The following is a 14,683-nucleotide window of genomic DNA, read 5'->3' as shown; positions in this document are numbered from 1 at the left end:
ACCCTCCAGATAAGACAGCACCGTGCTACGAGCCCTCATCGCTTTTGCGCTTTCCCGACGCTCCGTCGTGATCATGGCCCTGCTGGCGTTTCTGGCCGCGGGCCTGATGGCGTACAGCAAGCTCAACATCGAGGCGTATCCCAATCCGGCGCCGGTGATTCTGGAAATTACTGCGCAGGCACCGGGCCTGTCGGCTGAAGAGATGGAGCGGCTCTACACGCGCCCGATGGAGTTGGGCGTGGCGACGACTCCGGGAGTGGACAACATCCGCTCTACCTCGTTCTATGGTTTGTCGTTCGTTCGCGTCACCTTCAAATATGGTGTCGATTACAACTTCGCCTATACGCGTACCGCGATCAATCTGCAGCAGAACGTCAACCTGCCCAACAATCAGCAGCCGCAGATTCAGGCATCGAGTCTGGTCGGCGAAATTTTTCGCTACCAGGTGGTTGGGCCACCGCATTTTGGCCTCACCAATCTGCGCACGCTGCAGGACTGGGTAGTGTCACATCGCCTGCTGTCAGTACCCGGTGTAGGTCAAGTGGTGACGTGGGGTGGCACCACCAAGGAATACCATGTCGACGTCGACATGCCGAAACTGGAAGGCTACAAGATCACCCTGCCGCAGCTCATCACCGCGCTCGGCAATGCCAATGAAAACGTTGGCGGGCGCACGCTCAATCTGGGCCAGCAATCGGTGAACGTGCGCGGCGTCGGTTTAGTAGCCGATACCGACGACATCAAGCATGTGGTCTTGTCGCAGAACAACGGCACGCCGGTGTTGGTGAAGGATATCGCCGATGTATCAGTCGGCACCGCGCCGCGCCTGGGCAAGGGCGGTCGCGACGATCAGAGCGATGTGGTGACCGGCATCGTGGTGATGAATCCTACCGAGCACACCAGCGACGTCATCACGCGCGTCAAAGACGAAGTGGACCGGCTCAATCACGACGGCACATTGCCGCCCGGGGTGAAGGTCGTATCGTTCTACGATCGATCCACGCTGGTGGCGGTCACCACGCACACGGTGCTGCACAACCTGTTGTTCGGCTGCCTGCTGGTGTTCCTCATCCAGTGGATTTTCCTGGGTGACCTGCGCAGCGCGCTGATCGTGAGCGCGAACATTCCCGTCGCCCTGTTCTTCAGCATCATCATCCTGGTGCTGTGCGGCGATTCGGCCAACCTGCTTTCGGTGGGTGCGGTTGATTTCGGCATCATCGTCGACTCGGCGGTGATCATGATCGAGAACATCTTCCGCAACCTGCAAAAGAGCGAAACGGAGCGCAAGGAACTGCTGCATTACTACGCGGAAAGCCGCGGCGGCGCCGGCCCCACCGGTTCCGGCAGCCATGGCTGGACGGATCGCGTCCGAATGCTTTACGTGAGCGCGTTACAAGTGGATCGCGCGGTACTGTTCTCGTCCGCTATTACGGTCGCAGCGTTCATTCCGCTGTTCACCATGCAGGGTGTGGAAGGCCAGATATTCAATCCGATGGCGCGCACCTATGCCTATGCGCTATCGGGCGCGCTGCTCGCCACCTTCACGGTGACGCCTGTGCTCGCCTCGCTGCTATTGCCATTGCATGTGAAGGAAGTCGAGACGGTATTCGTGCGCGCGATACGCGGCATCTATTCGCCGATCCTGCGCTGGGCATTGCGCAGGCGCAAGCTGACGGTAGGGCTCGGGCTCGGCTTTCTGCTGCTGGCCGGATTGTTGGTACCGCGCATCGGTACCGAATTCCTGCCCTCACTGGAGGAAGGCAACCTGTGGATTCGTGCCAGCATGCCACCGACCATTTCGCTGGAAGCCGGCATGAAGATGGTTGACGGCATGCGGCATATCCTCAAGTCGCATCCGGAAGTGATCACCGTGGTGTCGCAACACGGCCGCCCGGATGATGGCAGCGACGCGGCTGGCTTCTACAACGTGGAACTGTTCGTACCATTGAAGCCGGAAAGCGATTGGCCTCCCGGCGACAGCAAGGCCAAGCTGGTCGCCGCACTGCAGAAGGAATTCGCAGCTGAATTCCCCGGCGTGGGCTTCAACTTCTCGCAGTACATTCAGGACAACGTGGAAGAGGCGCTGTCTGGTGTGAAAGGCGCCAATGCCGTGAAGATTCTCGGACCGGATCTCGGTGAACTGGAAAAGCTCGCCGACGAGGTGATGCACCAGATGCAGCAGGTGCGGGGCGTGCAGGATCTGGGTGTGTTCCACGTGTTGGGCCAGCCCAATCTCAATATCACCATCGATCGAGCGAAGGCCGCACGTTACGGCCTCAACACTGGCGACATCAACACGGTGGTCCAGGCCGCGCTGGCCGGCGCCCAGGCCACCACCGTGCAGGAAGGCGAAAAGCAATTTGCGCTGATGGTGCGACTGTCTCCGCAGTATCGATCCAGCATCGATGCCATCGGCAACATCATGGTCGGCTATACGAACTCCGCAGGTAATACCGCCTACCTGCCATTGCGCGAAGTGGCGAACATCACGCTGGATACCGGCGCTTCCTACATCTATCACGAGCGCAACGACCGCTACATACCCGTGAAATTCAGCGTGCGCGATCGTGATCTTGGCAGCACCGTGGAAGAAGCGCAGCGGCGCATCGCCCAGAACGTAAAGCTACCTAGCGGCTATCACCTGTCCTGGGCCGGCGAATTTTCCGACATGCAGCAAGCCAAGCAGCGGCTGGCGGTGGTGCTGCCGATCGCCATCGGGCTGATTCTTGCGTTGCTGTTCACTCTGTTCAATTCGATGCGCGACAGTCTGCTGACGCTGGCGGCGATTCCCTTTTCCATTGCCGGCGGCATCATCGCGCTGTATCTGTCGGGCTTGAATCTCAGCGTATCGGCGGCGATCGGTTTCGTGTCGCTGTTCGGAGTGTCGGTGATGAATGGCATTCTGGTCATCACCTACTTCAATCATCTACTGTTCGAAGGCAAGTCGCCGATGGAGGCGATGTACCTGGCGGCAGAGCAACGCATGCGTCCCATGCTGATGACCGCGCTTTCGGCGTGCATTGGCCTGCTCCCTGCGGCCATCTCCCACGGCATTGGCAGCCAGGTACAGCGCCCGCTGGCCACGGTAGTGGTGGGCGGCATGCTGCTGGGGCCGATCATGCTGCTGATCGTGGCACCGGCCTTACAGGTGATGGTGGTGGAATGGTCGCAGGCACGCCGCGCGCGGCGGCAGCGCCTTGCAGGTCAGGAAGGAGGTGCGGCATGAGCAGGCGCTTGCTCGCTACGTGCGGCCGGCGTGTCGGCATCTTCGTGCTCGCTACGCTTGTTGCCAGCTGTGCGGTGGGACCGGACTATCATCGCCCCAGCACGCCATCTCCGGACAGCCTCACGCGCGCGCCGATGCCGTCCAGCATCGGCACAGCGGACACGAACGATGCCCAGCGATTCACACAAGGCGAATCCGTGCCGCGCGACTGGTGGCATGCGTTCAACTCCCCCTCCTTGAACGATCTGGTCGAACGCGCGCGCGCTCACAATCCCACCATCGACGCTGCGCAGGCAGCACTGCGTCAAGCGAAGGAAGACGTCGCCGCGCAACGCGCGAGTTATTTCCCAACCTTGCAGGCGAGCTACTCACCTTCGCGCCAGCGGAATGCGGTGGGCACGATCTCGCCTACGCTCACCTCGGGGCAAACCTATTACACCTTGCATACCGCGCAATTGAGTGTGGGTTACGTGCCCGATGTGTTCGGCTTGAATCGTCGTACAGTGGAGTCGCTTAGCGCGCAGGCCGACATCCAGCGTTATCAGTTGGACGCGACGTATCTCACGCTTGCTGCCAACGTGGTGAACGCGGCCGTACAAGCAGCAAGCTTGCGCGCGCAGATCGCAGCAACTCAAGCAACGATCGAAGCCGACGCGCGCGCGCTTTCCATCCTGCAACAACAGCAGGCGATGGGCGGAGCGACCGGTCTGGATGTGGCCGCGCAAGCCGCCGCCCTCGCACAAGCGAGACAGAACCTTCCCACCTTGCAAAAGCAGCTTGAACAGACGCGCGACTTGCTGGCCGTGCTGATCGGCGAGCCGCCTTCGCAAGCCGGGAACGTTGACCTTGATCTCGATACGCTGCAGTTGCCATCCACCCTGCCGCTGAGTTTGCCAGCACAAATCATCCGCCAACGTCCGGACGTGCTAGCTGCAGAAGCGCAGGTGCACGCCGCCAGCGCAGAAGTCGGCATCGCCGTGGCGAATCGGCTACCGCAGTTTTCGATCTCCGGACAGTACGGCGGCAGTTCCACCCAGTTCAGCCGCATGTTCACCGACGACAACCTGTTCTGGGGTCTTACCGGCACCGTGTCGCAAACCTTGTTCGATTTCGGCACCCTAAAACACCATCAACGCGCCGCCGAAGCGGCACTGGATCAGGCCAAGGCGGAATACCGCAACGTGGCGCTCACCGCGTTCCAGAATATCGCTGATACGCTGTACGCACTCGATGAAGACAGCAAGGCGCTGGCCGCCGCCGCGCAAGCCGAGACCGCCACGCGCAAGACGCGCGACCTCACCCAGCAACAGCTGGAATTCGGCGCCGTCAACGCGCTGGCACTGCTCAGCGCCGAGCAGGCCTATCAACAAGCGCGTATCGCCAAAATCCAGGCCATCGCCGAACGCTACAACGACACCGTAGCGCTGTATCAAGCGTTAGGCGGCGGGTGGGACGCCGGTGCGGAAGCGAAATAGATGTGGTGACCATGCAACGGCGGCGGCGCATTTTCGGAGCGTATTGGCGATGCGTGCGGAGGATGCGATGACGTTGGGAGGCGGCCATGGCACAGCTCGATGCCACGCAATAGCCGCAGCAAAGCCGACACGCTTTTTACGTGTGGCCTCCGTCAGGTTTCCGCCCACATGCGGATCAGGTTCGCGCGGGACTTGCTGATCAGGTCGAAAGTCTCGCTCTTGCCTTCACGTTGGAAAGTCAAACGCTTGGCGCTTTCCATATCCCACAGTACCTCCCGTTTCGCCGGATCGCGTATCTGGCTTTGTACCCAGAGGATCGCCGCATCGCGCACGCCGCGAGTAACCGGTGTTACGTGGTGCAAGGTGTTGGCGGGGTAAGCAATCGCGGCACCCGCCTCAAGTTTGAACTGGCTGCTGATGCCATTCATGAATACGGTCAACTCGCCGCCGTCGTAGCTTCGCGGGTCGGAGAGAAAAATGGTGATGGCAATATCGCTACGTATCGCATTGCTCATGCTTCCCATGACCGGCGTATCCACATGGGGACCGTATTCCATGCCTTGTCTATAACGGTTGAACAATACCGGCGTTGCTGTCGCCGGCAGCAACGCTGTCTGCAATTCACCGCTGCGCATGAAGGCTTCACGCACAATGCGTGCAATCTGCTCATATTCGGGTGCCCCCGGCGTCACTTGCAGATTCTTCTTCACCTCACGCGCGGACCAGCCGGCCGTACCGGCGCCATCCATAAACGGGGCATTCTCCAGTCTGGACCGGATGGCAGCCAGCTCGTCGGGACCTAGAACGGCGGGGATACAGTGAATCAAGGCACTAACCCTTCATGAGGTTGCATGACGACGTCCATGGTAATCGCACACCCGATGGAGCGGAACGCCTGCCGTCATAAGGCCGTTCTTTACCGTGAAGAACATGCAAAACTAGGCATCGATTCTGAAACCATCCGCATCAGGTAGTCCATGTCGCCTCCCTCCCTCTCTCCCGCAGCAAGCCAGTGGCTGAGCGAAGCCGGCAAGGCGTTATCCCAAGGGCGCGCGGATTTGGCCGAGCAACCCTTGAAACGCGTGCTGGCCGAGGCGCCTGGCTTTGCCAATGCGCAGTTTCTGTACGGCATAGCCTGTCAGATGCGTGGTGACCATGACACCGCCGCCAAGTACATGCGCAAAGCTGCGCAGCAACGTCCTGATGACCCGAACATCCTCACGAATCTAGGAGGCGCCCTTTACGATTTTGGCGCGACCGAAGAAGCGTTTGTTTGCCTGCGCCGCGCCACGGAGCTGGCCCCCATGCAAGCATCGAACTGGTACAACCTCGGTAAAGCGCTGAAATTGCACTGGCAACTGGACGAGGCCGCGGATGCTTTGCGACGCGCCCTCGATCTGGATGAGCGGCATATCAGTGCACGCATCACGCTTGCGGACATTTTCACGATTCGCGGCAATATCGCGGAGGCGGTCGCCGAATACCGCAAAGTGCTGGCCCTTCAGCCTGATCAGGCGCATGCCTGGCACGCATTGGCCAATCTGAAGACGGAGTCGCTGACGCTGATGGATGCCAAGCAGATCCATCGCGCTCTGCAAAACCAGCAGCTTGCGCCCGACTCGCGCGTATCGCTCGGCTTCAGTCTATACAAAGCCCTGGAAGACCAGCATGACTACAGCGGTGCTTTTCAGGCATTGCGCGAGGCCAATGCACTCAAACGCCAGTTGGTTCAGTGGGATGCTGCAGCGGAGCGCGCCCATATCGACGCCATCGTCGAATCATTCCGCCGTCCGTTGCCAGCACCGCTCGATACGACCCTCGGGCACGAGGTGATCCTGATCGCCAGCTTGCCCCGCTCTGGATCGACCTTGGTTGAGCACATCCTTGCCTCACACCCGCTGGTGGAAGGCGCCAATGAGATCCCGGACCTGTCACAGGTTCTCGACGATGAATCGAAACGGCGCGGCAAGGACTTCCCGCATTGGGTAGTAGATGCCACGGCGGAGGATTGGGCGCGCTTAGGCAAGAGCTATCTTGCCCGCACCACCCGCTGGCGCGCCAAGCGCCCTTATTTCACCGATAAAGGGCTGCAAAACTGGCAATGGATCGGCGCCATCCGCGCAATGCTGCCGGGCGCCAAGATCATCAACTGCCATCGCGACCCGGTCGAAACCTGTTTTGCCTGCTACCGCCAGTTGTTTAGCGAAGGTATCCACTTCAGCTATGACTTGGATGATCTGGCCAGTTGCTACAACGACTACCAACACATCACCGATTACTGGCAGGAGCGTTATCCGGGCCACGGGTTCGATCTTTCCTACGAGACGCTGGTACGTGACCCCGAAACACAGATCCGGCAGCTGCTTTCATTCTGCCAACTGCCCTTCGACGCGGCATGCCTCATGCCGCACCAGACACAACGCGATGTACACAGCACGGCCAGTGCGGCGCAAGTACGCCAGCCCATTCGAGGCGATACGGCACGCAGTCCGCGATATCGGGATTTCCTGGAACCGCTGATTCAACGTCTCCATCATTGAAACGAAAAAGGCCGCCAGATAACCGGCGGCCTTTTTCTTTGCTTCCGTTACCGGTGCCATTCCTGACACCGGTGAACTGCCTACGGGAATTACCAGTCGAACTTCACGCTGAAGTCTGCATAGCGCGGCGCTTCCAGCGCGGTCGCCGTTTTGTAGTTGGGCTGGAAGTTGCCCCCACCGTTGACCGCGGTGGTCATATAGCTCGAAACATACAGCGTCGCATTCTGCTCGTTGAGCAGGTTGTGGACCATCGCCTGGAAGGTCAGATGCTTGTGGCCCCATGCCGGTATGTAAGTCAGTGCCAGGTTGATCTGATGGATCCACGGCGTGTGACCACTCGTCCCCGGAGGAGACGGCAGACCGCCATAGCCTATGGGGTTGCCGTTTGCGTCTACGAGATTCGAATTACCTGCGGGTACGCCGCCACAGAAGTGCTGGTAAGAACCGCCATAAAGATCCGTGTTCAACGTCGTGCCGTAACCGCTCAGGCAAATGTTCGGCGCACCGGACTGGATGATATAGGTGCCGCTGATCGTCAATTCCGGCGTAATAGCATAGGCGCCAAAGGCCTTGAGGGTGTGACGACGGCTGTTGGGCAGTTCACCGTTGGCGTATTGCATCAGGTCGGGGAAGTCCCACTGCGCCGTGGTGGAACCGGAAAGACCACCATTCTGCTTGTTAACCTGCGTCTGGTTCGAGATCTGGCCCGTCGCCGTTTCGGTCGGACCTTCACTCGAACCCCACGACTTCGAGATCAGGTAGTCGACCTTGGCGTACCACTTGCCGTCCCAGGTGTGCTCCAGGTAGCTCTCCAAACCGTAATACTTGCGCGACGGCTTCGGGAAATATACGCCCGGAAAACTTGGATTTACATAAACTCCCTGGTTGGTGTTCGGGTTCCACGTAACCAGACCGCAGGGTTGTTGAATGTAGTTGGTCTTGCCCGGATTGACCAAGGCACCAACAACGGTGCCACACGCGACGAGATCAGTGTCATCCACGAGGTTACCCACCTTTTGATAGGTGGCCGTCGTGCCGAACGTCAAACCGGTATCACCGAGGGTCTTCTGGAAGCCCAGGACGAATTCATCCTGATATTCGGGCTTCAGGTTCTTCGAGGTGTAATCCAGGCCGTTTCCGGGAACGCCATTCTCGCCATCGGGCGAGTAAAAACCAGGCCTGGTCACACCGGGGGCCGGAGTGACCGCAACCGGTGTCAGACCTTGAGGAATGCCGTTCGGGCCAATGGAAGTGTAGGTATAGGTCACCTCGCCATTGACGGTGCCAAACGCTGAGTTACGTGCAGCCAGGCCCGTCGGCAACGCCAGATAGTAGCGACCTGCGTTACCGAACAGCTTCGCCGTGCTGTCGCCGAAGATATCCCAACTGAAGCCCAGACGCGGTGCCCACTGCGGCCTGGTCTCGCGCACGTATTCCACGCCGCCGGGCGCGATATTCTTGAATGAGTCGTTGCGTATGCCAAGGTCAAGCAGCAGGTTCGGTAAGACCTGCCAACGGTCCTCGATGTACTGCGCCTTTTGCATGACTGCCAGGTTGATGTCCGAACCCGCGATATTCTCCTGCACATACCTTCCGGCGGACGGCGTCGTGACGTAGGGCGCAGTGGTGGAGTAGACCGGAAGCGAGTTGCCGTCGTTGTAGATCCAGGTACCACCGCCGAGGCTGCTGAACCCGTCGTGGTCGTCATGGGTCTGGAGATTATCGATGCCGAACTTCAGATCGTGCGTGTCCGTGATTTTCCAATCAAGGTCGATACGCAGGTTAGTGGCCTTCGACTTGTGATTCGGATTGCCCTGTTGCGTCGGATACAGATTCGGGACGTTCGCCAAATTGGCATAGCCCGGAGTGGTAGTCGATAAAGCCGGCGAATACAGCACCGGCTGTAGGTTGCCACCAGGCAGCGACGTGAAATATGTGCCCTGCATCTGCCCGGCCAGTACTTCGAGCGTGAGGCTGTCGGTGATGTAGGAGGTGTACTTGAGGACGCCGATATTGAAGTCGTTCTTGCTCAACAACCCCGGACCGTAATAATTGCCGACGCTCTGGTTCGAGTAATTGTAGTTGTAGTAGTTGTTGCTGCTGACGTCGGAGTTGCTCTTGACGCCCGTCAACTCAAGAATATTGCTGTCGTTGATGTTCCAGTCCAGCTTGCCGTAAAGCTTGGGCGAATTCGTAGCGGTCGACTGCCAGAAACCTGCCGGCGTTGACACACCATTGTTTACAACACCGGCCTGGTTGCTGTCGTGCTGCCATTCTGCAGTGATGTAGAAGAACAGTTTGTCCTTGATCAGCGGGCCGCTGATGTAAGCGTCATACACCGTTTCCCAGTCGCTGTTCTGTTTCTGGCCATTTTCAATGTGGCCGTACCCGGCTCCATACGGAGTGGTGCCCTGGGTGGCAGCCCAGGAGGAACCCACCGGCACGAGCGGATTCGAGTAATAGATATTGTCGTAGCCGCTTTCCGCAAAAGTCGGTCGGTAATCAACGTACGCACCGAAGTGCCATTGATTGCTGCCGCGCGCACCGAGCTGGCTGATCACGCCACCGGTCGAGCGGCCATACTCGGGACCATAACCGGAGGTGATGGTCTGCTGTTCGGCAATAGCGAAATAAGGTAGCGAGATGCCACCCGCACCACCAATAATATCGGTGGTATTGAAGCCGTTGATGTAATAGGCGTTTTCAACGACGCTGTTGCCGCCCATTGAAACCAGCGGCGCACCGTTCGGACCCGTGCCAAGGCTGGAGGCACCCAACGTCACGCCCGGCGCCAGCAATGCAATGGATTCCGCATTGTGAGCAATCGGCAGATCTTTCAGCTGCTGCGCGGTGAGGATCGCGCTTTGGCGCGTGTTGGTCACATCGATCGGCGGGATCGCATTGGCGGTCACCGTCACGGTAGCCAGATCCTTGGTTTCCTTGGCAGCCGCAAACGAAGCGGTGGCGCCGACCACGGTCACAGCCACGTTGTTTTGCGAGGCGACCACTTGGCCATTGCTGACCAGCGATACGTTGTAGGTGCCTGTCGGCAAGCTAGCGGCGTAGTAATGGCCAGTGGCATCCACCGGCACCGTGCGCGTAAGGCCAGTGCCGACGTTGGTCAGTCGAACGGATTCGCCTGCCGCGACCGGCGCGGTACCCGTGATCGAACCTGTCGTGGCCTGCGCCAGCACTTGTCCGGAAAACCCGAACCCCATCGCAACTGCAATAGCCAACGCAGTGTGACGCACCGGCATCCTGTTCGATGCGGGCACAAACTTTTTAACGCTCATTAAGGTGCTCCCCAGCAGCAAAAAAACAAAAGAGGTAAAGCCGTTAAAAAACGCTCTTCCTAGGCCAAGGACCCATCCTCAGCCAGATCGTGAGCGGACGGCTTTTTCTTCCCCATCCCCGACAAATTGCTCAAGCCGTTTCTTAACGGCCCTTTAGCACTTTGTTATCCTGAAAATTAAGGGTTCAAATAACACAAAGTCAACGACAATAATTTGCGATTAATCGCATGAATTTGCGCATCGCTCGGTTCTGCGGGTGTTTTCATACGCGACGACCGCCAATATCGTCAGCCACAAGCAAGCTTTCGCCCCGATTTCTACGCCGAGATTGGCAGCTCACTCCCCTAGCTCCTCCTCAAAACGCAGGTGTTTCACGCTTCGTCCGTTCCGTCGCACGAGCTTGAGGGCTTCGATGCCGATGCGGATATGCGCCTCGACGTATTGCGCGGTAACGCTGCGATCGCTGAGTTCGGTCTTTATGCCTTCCGGGATCATGGGCTGATCGGAGACCAGCAACAGTGCACCGCAGGGAATGTGATTGGCGAAGCCGGCGGCGAAGATGGTGGCGGTTTCCATGTCCACTGCCATGCAACGCGTGCGGCGCAGGTATTCCTTGAAGGTTTCGTCGTGCTCCCACACACGGCGATTGGTGGTGTAGACGGTGCCGGTCCAATAGTCGTGGCCTAAGTCGCGAATCATGGTGGATACGCCGCGTTGCATTTGGAACGCCGGCAATGCCGGCACCTCTGGCGGCAGGTAATCGTTGCTGGTGCCTTCGCCGCGGATGGCAGCGATGGGCAGAATCAGATCGCCCAGTTGATTCTTCTTTTTCACTCCGCCGCATTTGCCGAGAAACAGCACGGCGCTCGGTTGAATCGCGCCGAGCAGATCCATCACGGTAGCCGCATTGGGGCTGCCCATGCCGAAGTTGATGAGCGTGATGCCGTCTGCCGTTGCGCTTGGCATCGGCCGGTCGCGTCCTTGCACGTCCACGCCGTGCCATTGCGCGAAGAGGTCGACGTAGTGACTGAAATTGGTAAGCAGGATGTGGCGGCCGAATTGTTCGAGCGACACGCCGGTATAACGCGGCAGCCAATTGGTGACGATCTCGTGTTTGGTTTTCATGCAAAGCTCTTGTCCGGCATGGCGAAGCTTCGCCATGCATTACCGGCGACGCCACGCCGGCGAGATGCCAAATCTCGGTCTGCGACTATCTTAGAGGCGTTGAACACACGACGGAACCTTTCCGCACCGCGACAATCCCATCTCGTCGACGCGTGCTATGTTGCACCTGCCATGCAGTGAGGGGAGTTGGCAACATGCGAATGGGCTTGGCTATCGATGCATCCTGCGATCTACCGCGGGATTTCCTGCAGCAGCACGACATAGCCATCATGCCCATCGCGGTGCGGGTCGATAATTCCACGTTCAAGGACAACCGCGATCCAGCTGAAATTGAGCGTTTTTTGAGCCTCAAGCTGGGCGGTCGCAGCCACTCCGCCGAGACCGAGCCTTGTTCGATGGAGGATGTGCAGAAGCTGTTTCTGGAGAAGCTGGTGCTGGAGAAGGACTGCGTGTTCTGCCTCACCATCACTGCCGGGCGTAGCGCGATCTACGACAACGTGATCAAGGCCAGCTTTGCGGTGCTGAAGAACTACCGGAAAGTACGCGAGCCCGCCGGCATCACCGGCCCCTTCCTAATGCGCGTGCTGGATACGCGCAGCCTGTTCGCCGGTTCCGCACCGTGTGTGATTGAGGCGGTGCGCCTGATTCAGGCGAATGAAACACCTGCCGCGATCCGCGAGCGGCTGGCGTATATCGCCGAGAACTCCTATGGCTACATGCTGCCGCGCGACCTGTATTACTTGCGCGCCCGTGCGAAGAAGAAAGGCGACCGCAGCGTAGGTCTGCTCAGCGCCGTGCTCGGCTCCACGCTGGACATCAAACCGCTGCTACGCGGCTACCGCGGCGAGACCACGCCAGTCGGCAAGGTACGCGGCTGGGAGCATGGCTGCGAAGCCTTGTTCGGCTACGCTGCCGATCGCGTACGCGCTGGCCTGCTGGTGCCGGTGATGTGCACCGCCTACGGTGGCGATCTCAGTGAACTGCCGACGCTGCCGGGCTACGCCAAGCTGGCGCAAGCCTGTGAGGAATGCGGAGTCACGCTGATGCAGGCACCGATGAGCATCACCGGTATGGTCAATGTCGGCGAAGGCGCGGTCACCATCGGCTTCGCCGCGGAAGAACACTCGGTGGAATTCTGAGCTTCCGAGCGTCTTGCCCGCCGAGTTGAACGCGTAGAATCGCGGCATGAAACATCTTGGCGCTACTGGCGTATTCGTAGCCGTGCTATCGCTCCTGGTGGGGTTAACGCTACCCATGCAGGCACGGGCGGATAGCCTCACCGTGTACAAATGCCGCACGACGCAAGGTCAGCTGATCTATCAGGGCACGCCTTGCGCACGCGACCAGCAGCAACAGGCCATGCAGTTGGATGACAACGGCCCCGCCGCCTCGCCGCTGCCGGAACCACCAAGCCCTGCGCCACACGTGACGGCCGCGCCGACAACGCCCGCACTTTTGCCGCGCACGCCGCCATCCATGATGTACCGCTGCGCACGCGCCACGGATCGCACCACGTACCTGAGCAGCAACGGCAATCCGCAGCCCTACTACGCGCCGATCGCCATGACCGGCATGCTTCCCACGCCGCTCGGGCATATCACGCCCGGCGTCAAACCCAACGCTGCGATGATCGCCAGCAACTACGTGCTGGTGCAGGATCAATGCGAACCCATGACGCCACAGGACACCTGCTCAACCCTGCGCGATCAATACGACGAGAACGAACGCAAGCTGTCGCGCGCGTTCAAGGCCGATCAGCCGGCCTTGCAACAACGCGAAAAGGATTTGCTTGCCGAGCTCAGCCACTGCTGAGCAGAATCTGCGCAATGTCATGCAAGTGACTGTCGTGCAAGCTTCGTGAAGCTTTATCCACAGGGTTGCCACCAGGGTTTCCCCAGCCGCTGTGGAAAAGTGCGGATGCTCAGAAGCCGTAGTTGAGAAATCCTCCGTCCACCGCCAGCACCTGCCCGGTGATGTAGCTCGCCGCCGGCAAACAGAGAAACGCGATGGCCGCAGCCACTTCCTCTGGTTCGCCGATACGCCGCAGCGGTGTGCGGTCAAGCACTTCGTCGAGGTAATCGGAATCGGCCAACGCCGGTTCGGAGCGCTGCGTGCGGATGTACCAGGGCGCCACCGCATTGACACGGATGCCATCGATCGCCCATTCGGCGGCGAGGTTGCGCGTGAGCTGATGCAGCGCCGCCTTGGTCATGCCGTAGGGCGAACCAGTGCGCACGTGCGTAGCGCCGGATACCGAGCCCACGTTCACGATGGCCGCCTGGGCGTGCTGGATCAGGTGCGGGTGCGCGAGCCGGCACATTTCGTAAGCGGAAAACAGGTTCTGCTCGAAGATCGCGCGGTATTCGCTTTCCTCGTACTCGAGCGTCGCCTTCGGCGCATTCCCGCCCGCGTTGTTGACGAGAATGGAAACCGGCGTACCCAGATCGGCCACCCAATCGAACACGGCCAGGCGATCCTCCGCTTCGCTCACGTCGGCGGCGAAGGCCAGCACTTCGATGCCGGGGTAGTCGTCCGTCAATTCCACGCGAACCTGTTCCAGGTAATCGTCATCGCGCGCCACCAGCAGCAGATCCGCGCCCAAACTAGCCAGCTCACGCGCCGTTGCATAACCGATGCCCTTGCTGGCACCGGTGATCAGCGCGGTATGTTCTTGCAATTGCCAGGCATCGATACGGCTGTTCATGTAACAAAGCTTACAGGAATGGCTTGTCCGGAGCGCCGGGTGGCGGGACACTGGGCGCATGCTGATCGAGGTCATGTCATGAGAACCGCCGTCGCACTGCTCTGCCTGCTGGCCCTGGGCGCCTGCAGCAACAAACCGCCTGCGCCGCAATCCGATCCCAAGCAGGCCGCCGCGCAACCGAGCGCACCATGGGATGCGATGAAGCAGGACGAACAACGCGCCAAGGATGTGCAGAAGCTGGTCGACAAACATGCCGCCGATCAGGACAAGCAGATCGAGCAGCAGACGCAGTAGGATACTTTTCGTGTATGGACGTTTAG

At 59.6% G+C, this 14,683-nt stretch carries 10 protein-coding genes; 6 read left to right on the top strand and 4 right to left on the bottom strand.

The genetic code is table 11. The annotated features are described in order from the left end of the window. Positions 1–22 precede the first annotated feature (22 nt). Together ISP18_RS20715 and ISP18_RS20710 are read left to right on the top strand one after the other, a co-directional pair. Positions 23–3,226, top strand: a complete 3,204-nt coding sequence (locus ISP18_RS20715; RefSeq protein WP_380006877.1) for an efflux RND transporter permease subunit — start codon at positions 23–25, stop codon at positions 3,224–3,226. Further along, positions 3,223–4,701: an efflux transporter outer membrane subunit gene (locus ISP18_RS20710; protein WP_380006874.1), complete on the top strand. Its 1,479-nt coding sequence runs from the start codon at positions 3,223–3,225 to the stop codon at positions 4,699–4,701. Before ISP18_RS20715 ends, ISP18_RS20710 begins: the two co-directional genes overlap by 4 nt. A 152-nt stretch (positions 4,702–4,853) precedes the next feature. Here the strand turns inward: ISP18_RS20710 and ISP18_RS20705 are convergent, their stop codons facing one another. Continuing rightward, complete coding sequence (locus ISP18_RS20705; RefSeq protein ID WP_380006871.1) at positions 4,854–5,528, bottom strand: Fe2+-dependent dioxygenase; 675 nt, start codon at positions 5,526–5,528, stop codon at positions 4,854–4,856. A 150-nt stretch (positions 5,529–5,678) separates the two neighbouring features. Here ISP18_RS20705 and ISP18_RS20700 point away from each other — a divergent pair, with 150 nt between their 5' ends. Beyond that, positions 5,679–7,241: a tetratricopeptide repeat-containing sulfotransferase family protein gene (locus ISP18_RS20700; protein ID WP_380006869.1), complete on the top strand. Its 1,563-nt coding sequence runs from the start codon at positions 5,679–5,681 to the stop codon at positions 7,239–7,241. Between the two features lie 89 nt (positions 7,242–7,330). Here ISP18_RS20700 and ISP18_RS20695 read toward each other — a convergent pair whose 3' ends face one another. Then, positions 7,331–10,534, bottom strand: a complete 3,204-nt coding sequence (locus ISP18_RS20695; RefSeq protein ID WP_380006866.1) for a TonB-dependent receptor — start codon at positions 10,532–10,534, stop codon at positions 7,331–7,333. Between the two features lie 336 nt (positions 10,535–10,870). Next, on the bottom strand, positions 10,871–11,659 hold the full coding sequence (locus tag ISP18_RS20690) for an AMP nucleosidase (protein WP_380006863.1): 789 nt from the start codon (positions 11,657–11,659) through the stop codon (positions 10,871–10,873). A 194-nt stretch (positions 11,660–11,853) separates the two neighbouring features. On the opposite strand from ISP18_RS20690, the gene ISP18_RS20685 reads away from it, so the two are divergent. Both ISP18_RS20685 and ISP18_RS20680 read left to right on the top strand, forming a co-directional pair. Beyond that, a complete protein-coding gene (locus ISP18_RS20685) occupies positions 11,854–12,798 on the top strand; it encodes a DegV family protein (RefSeq protein ID WP_380006860.1) in 945 nt (314 codons plus the stop codon). Between the two features lie 46 nt (positions 12,799–12,844). Next, the gene (locus ISP18_RS20680) at positions 12,845–13,471 is read left to right on the top strand and encodes a DUF4124 domain-containing protein (protein ID WP_380006857.1); all 627 of its coding nucleotides are present in this window, start codon (positions 12,845–12,847) and stop codon (positions 13,469–13,471) included. A gap of 109 nt (positions 13,472–13,580) precedes the next feature. Here ISP18_RS20680 and ISP18_RS20675 read toward each other — a convergent pair whose 3' ends face one another. Then, positions 13,581–14,363: an SDR family oxidoreductase gene (locus ISP18_RS20675; RefSeq protein ID WP_380006854.1), complete on the bottom strand. Its 783-nt coding sequence runs from the start codon at positions 14,361–14,363 to the stop codon at positions 13,581–13,583. A 78-nt stretch (positions 14,364–14,441) separates the two neighbouring features. Here ISP18_RS20675 and ISP18_RS20670 point away from each other — a divergent pair, with 78 nt between their 5' ends. Beyond that, a complete protein-coding gene (locus tag ISP18_RS20670; RefSeq protein WP_380006851.1) occupies positions 14,442–14,657 on the top strand; it encodes a hypothetical protein in 216 nt (71 codons plus the stop codon). Positions 14,658–14,683: the final 26 nt, after the last annotated feature.

Origin of the sequence: Dyella humi, assembly GCF_044904605.1 — a bacterium.
GTDB classification, from domain to species: domain Bacteria; phylum Pseudomonadota; class Gammaproteobacteria; order Xanthomonadales; family Rhodanobacteraceae; genus Dyella_B; species Dyella_B humi.
The sequence above is the reverse complement of the archived record's forward strand: the minus strand, read 5'-3'. Positions and strand labels throughout refer to the sequence as shown.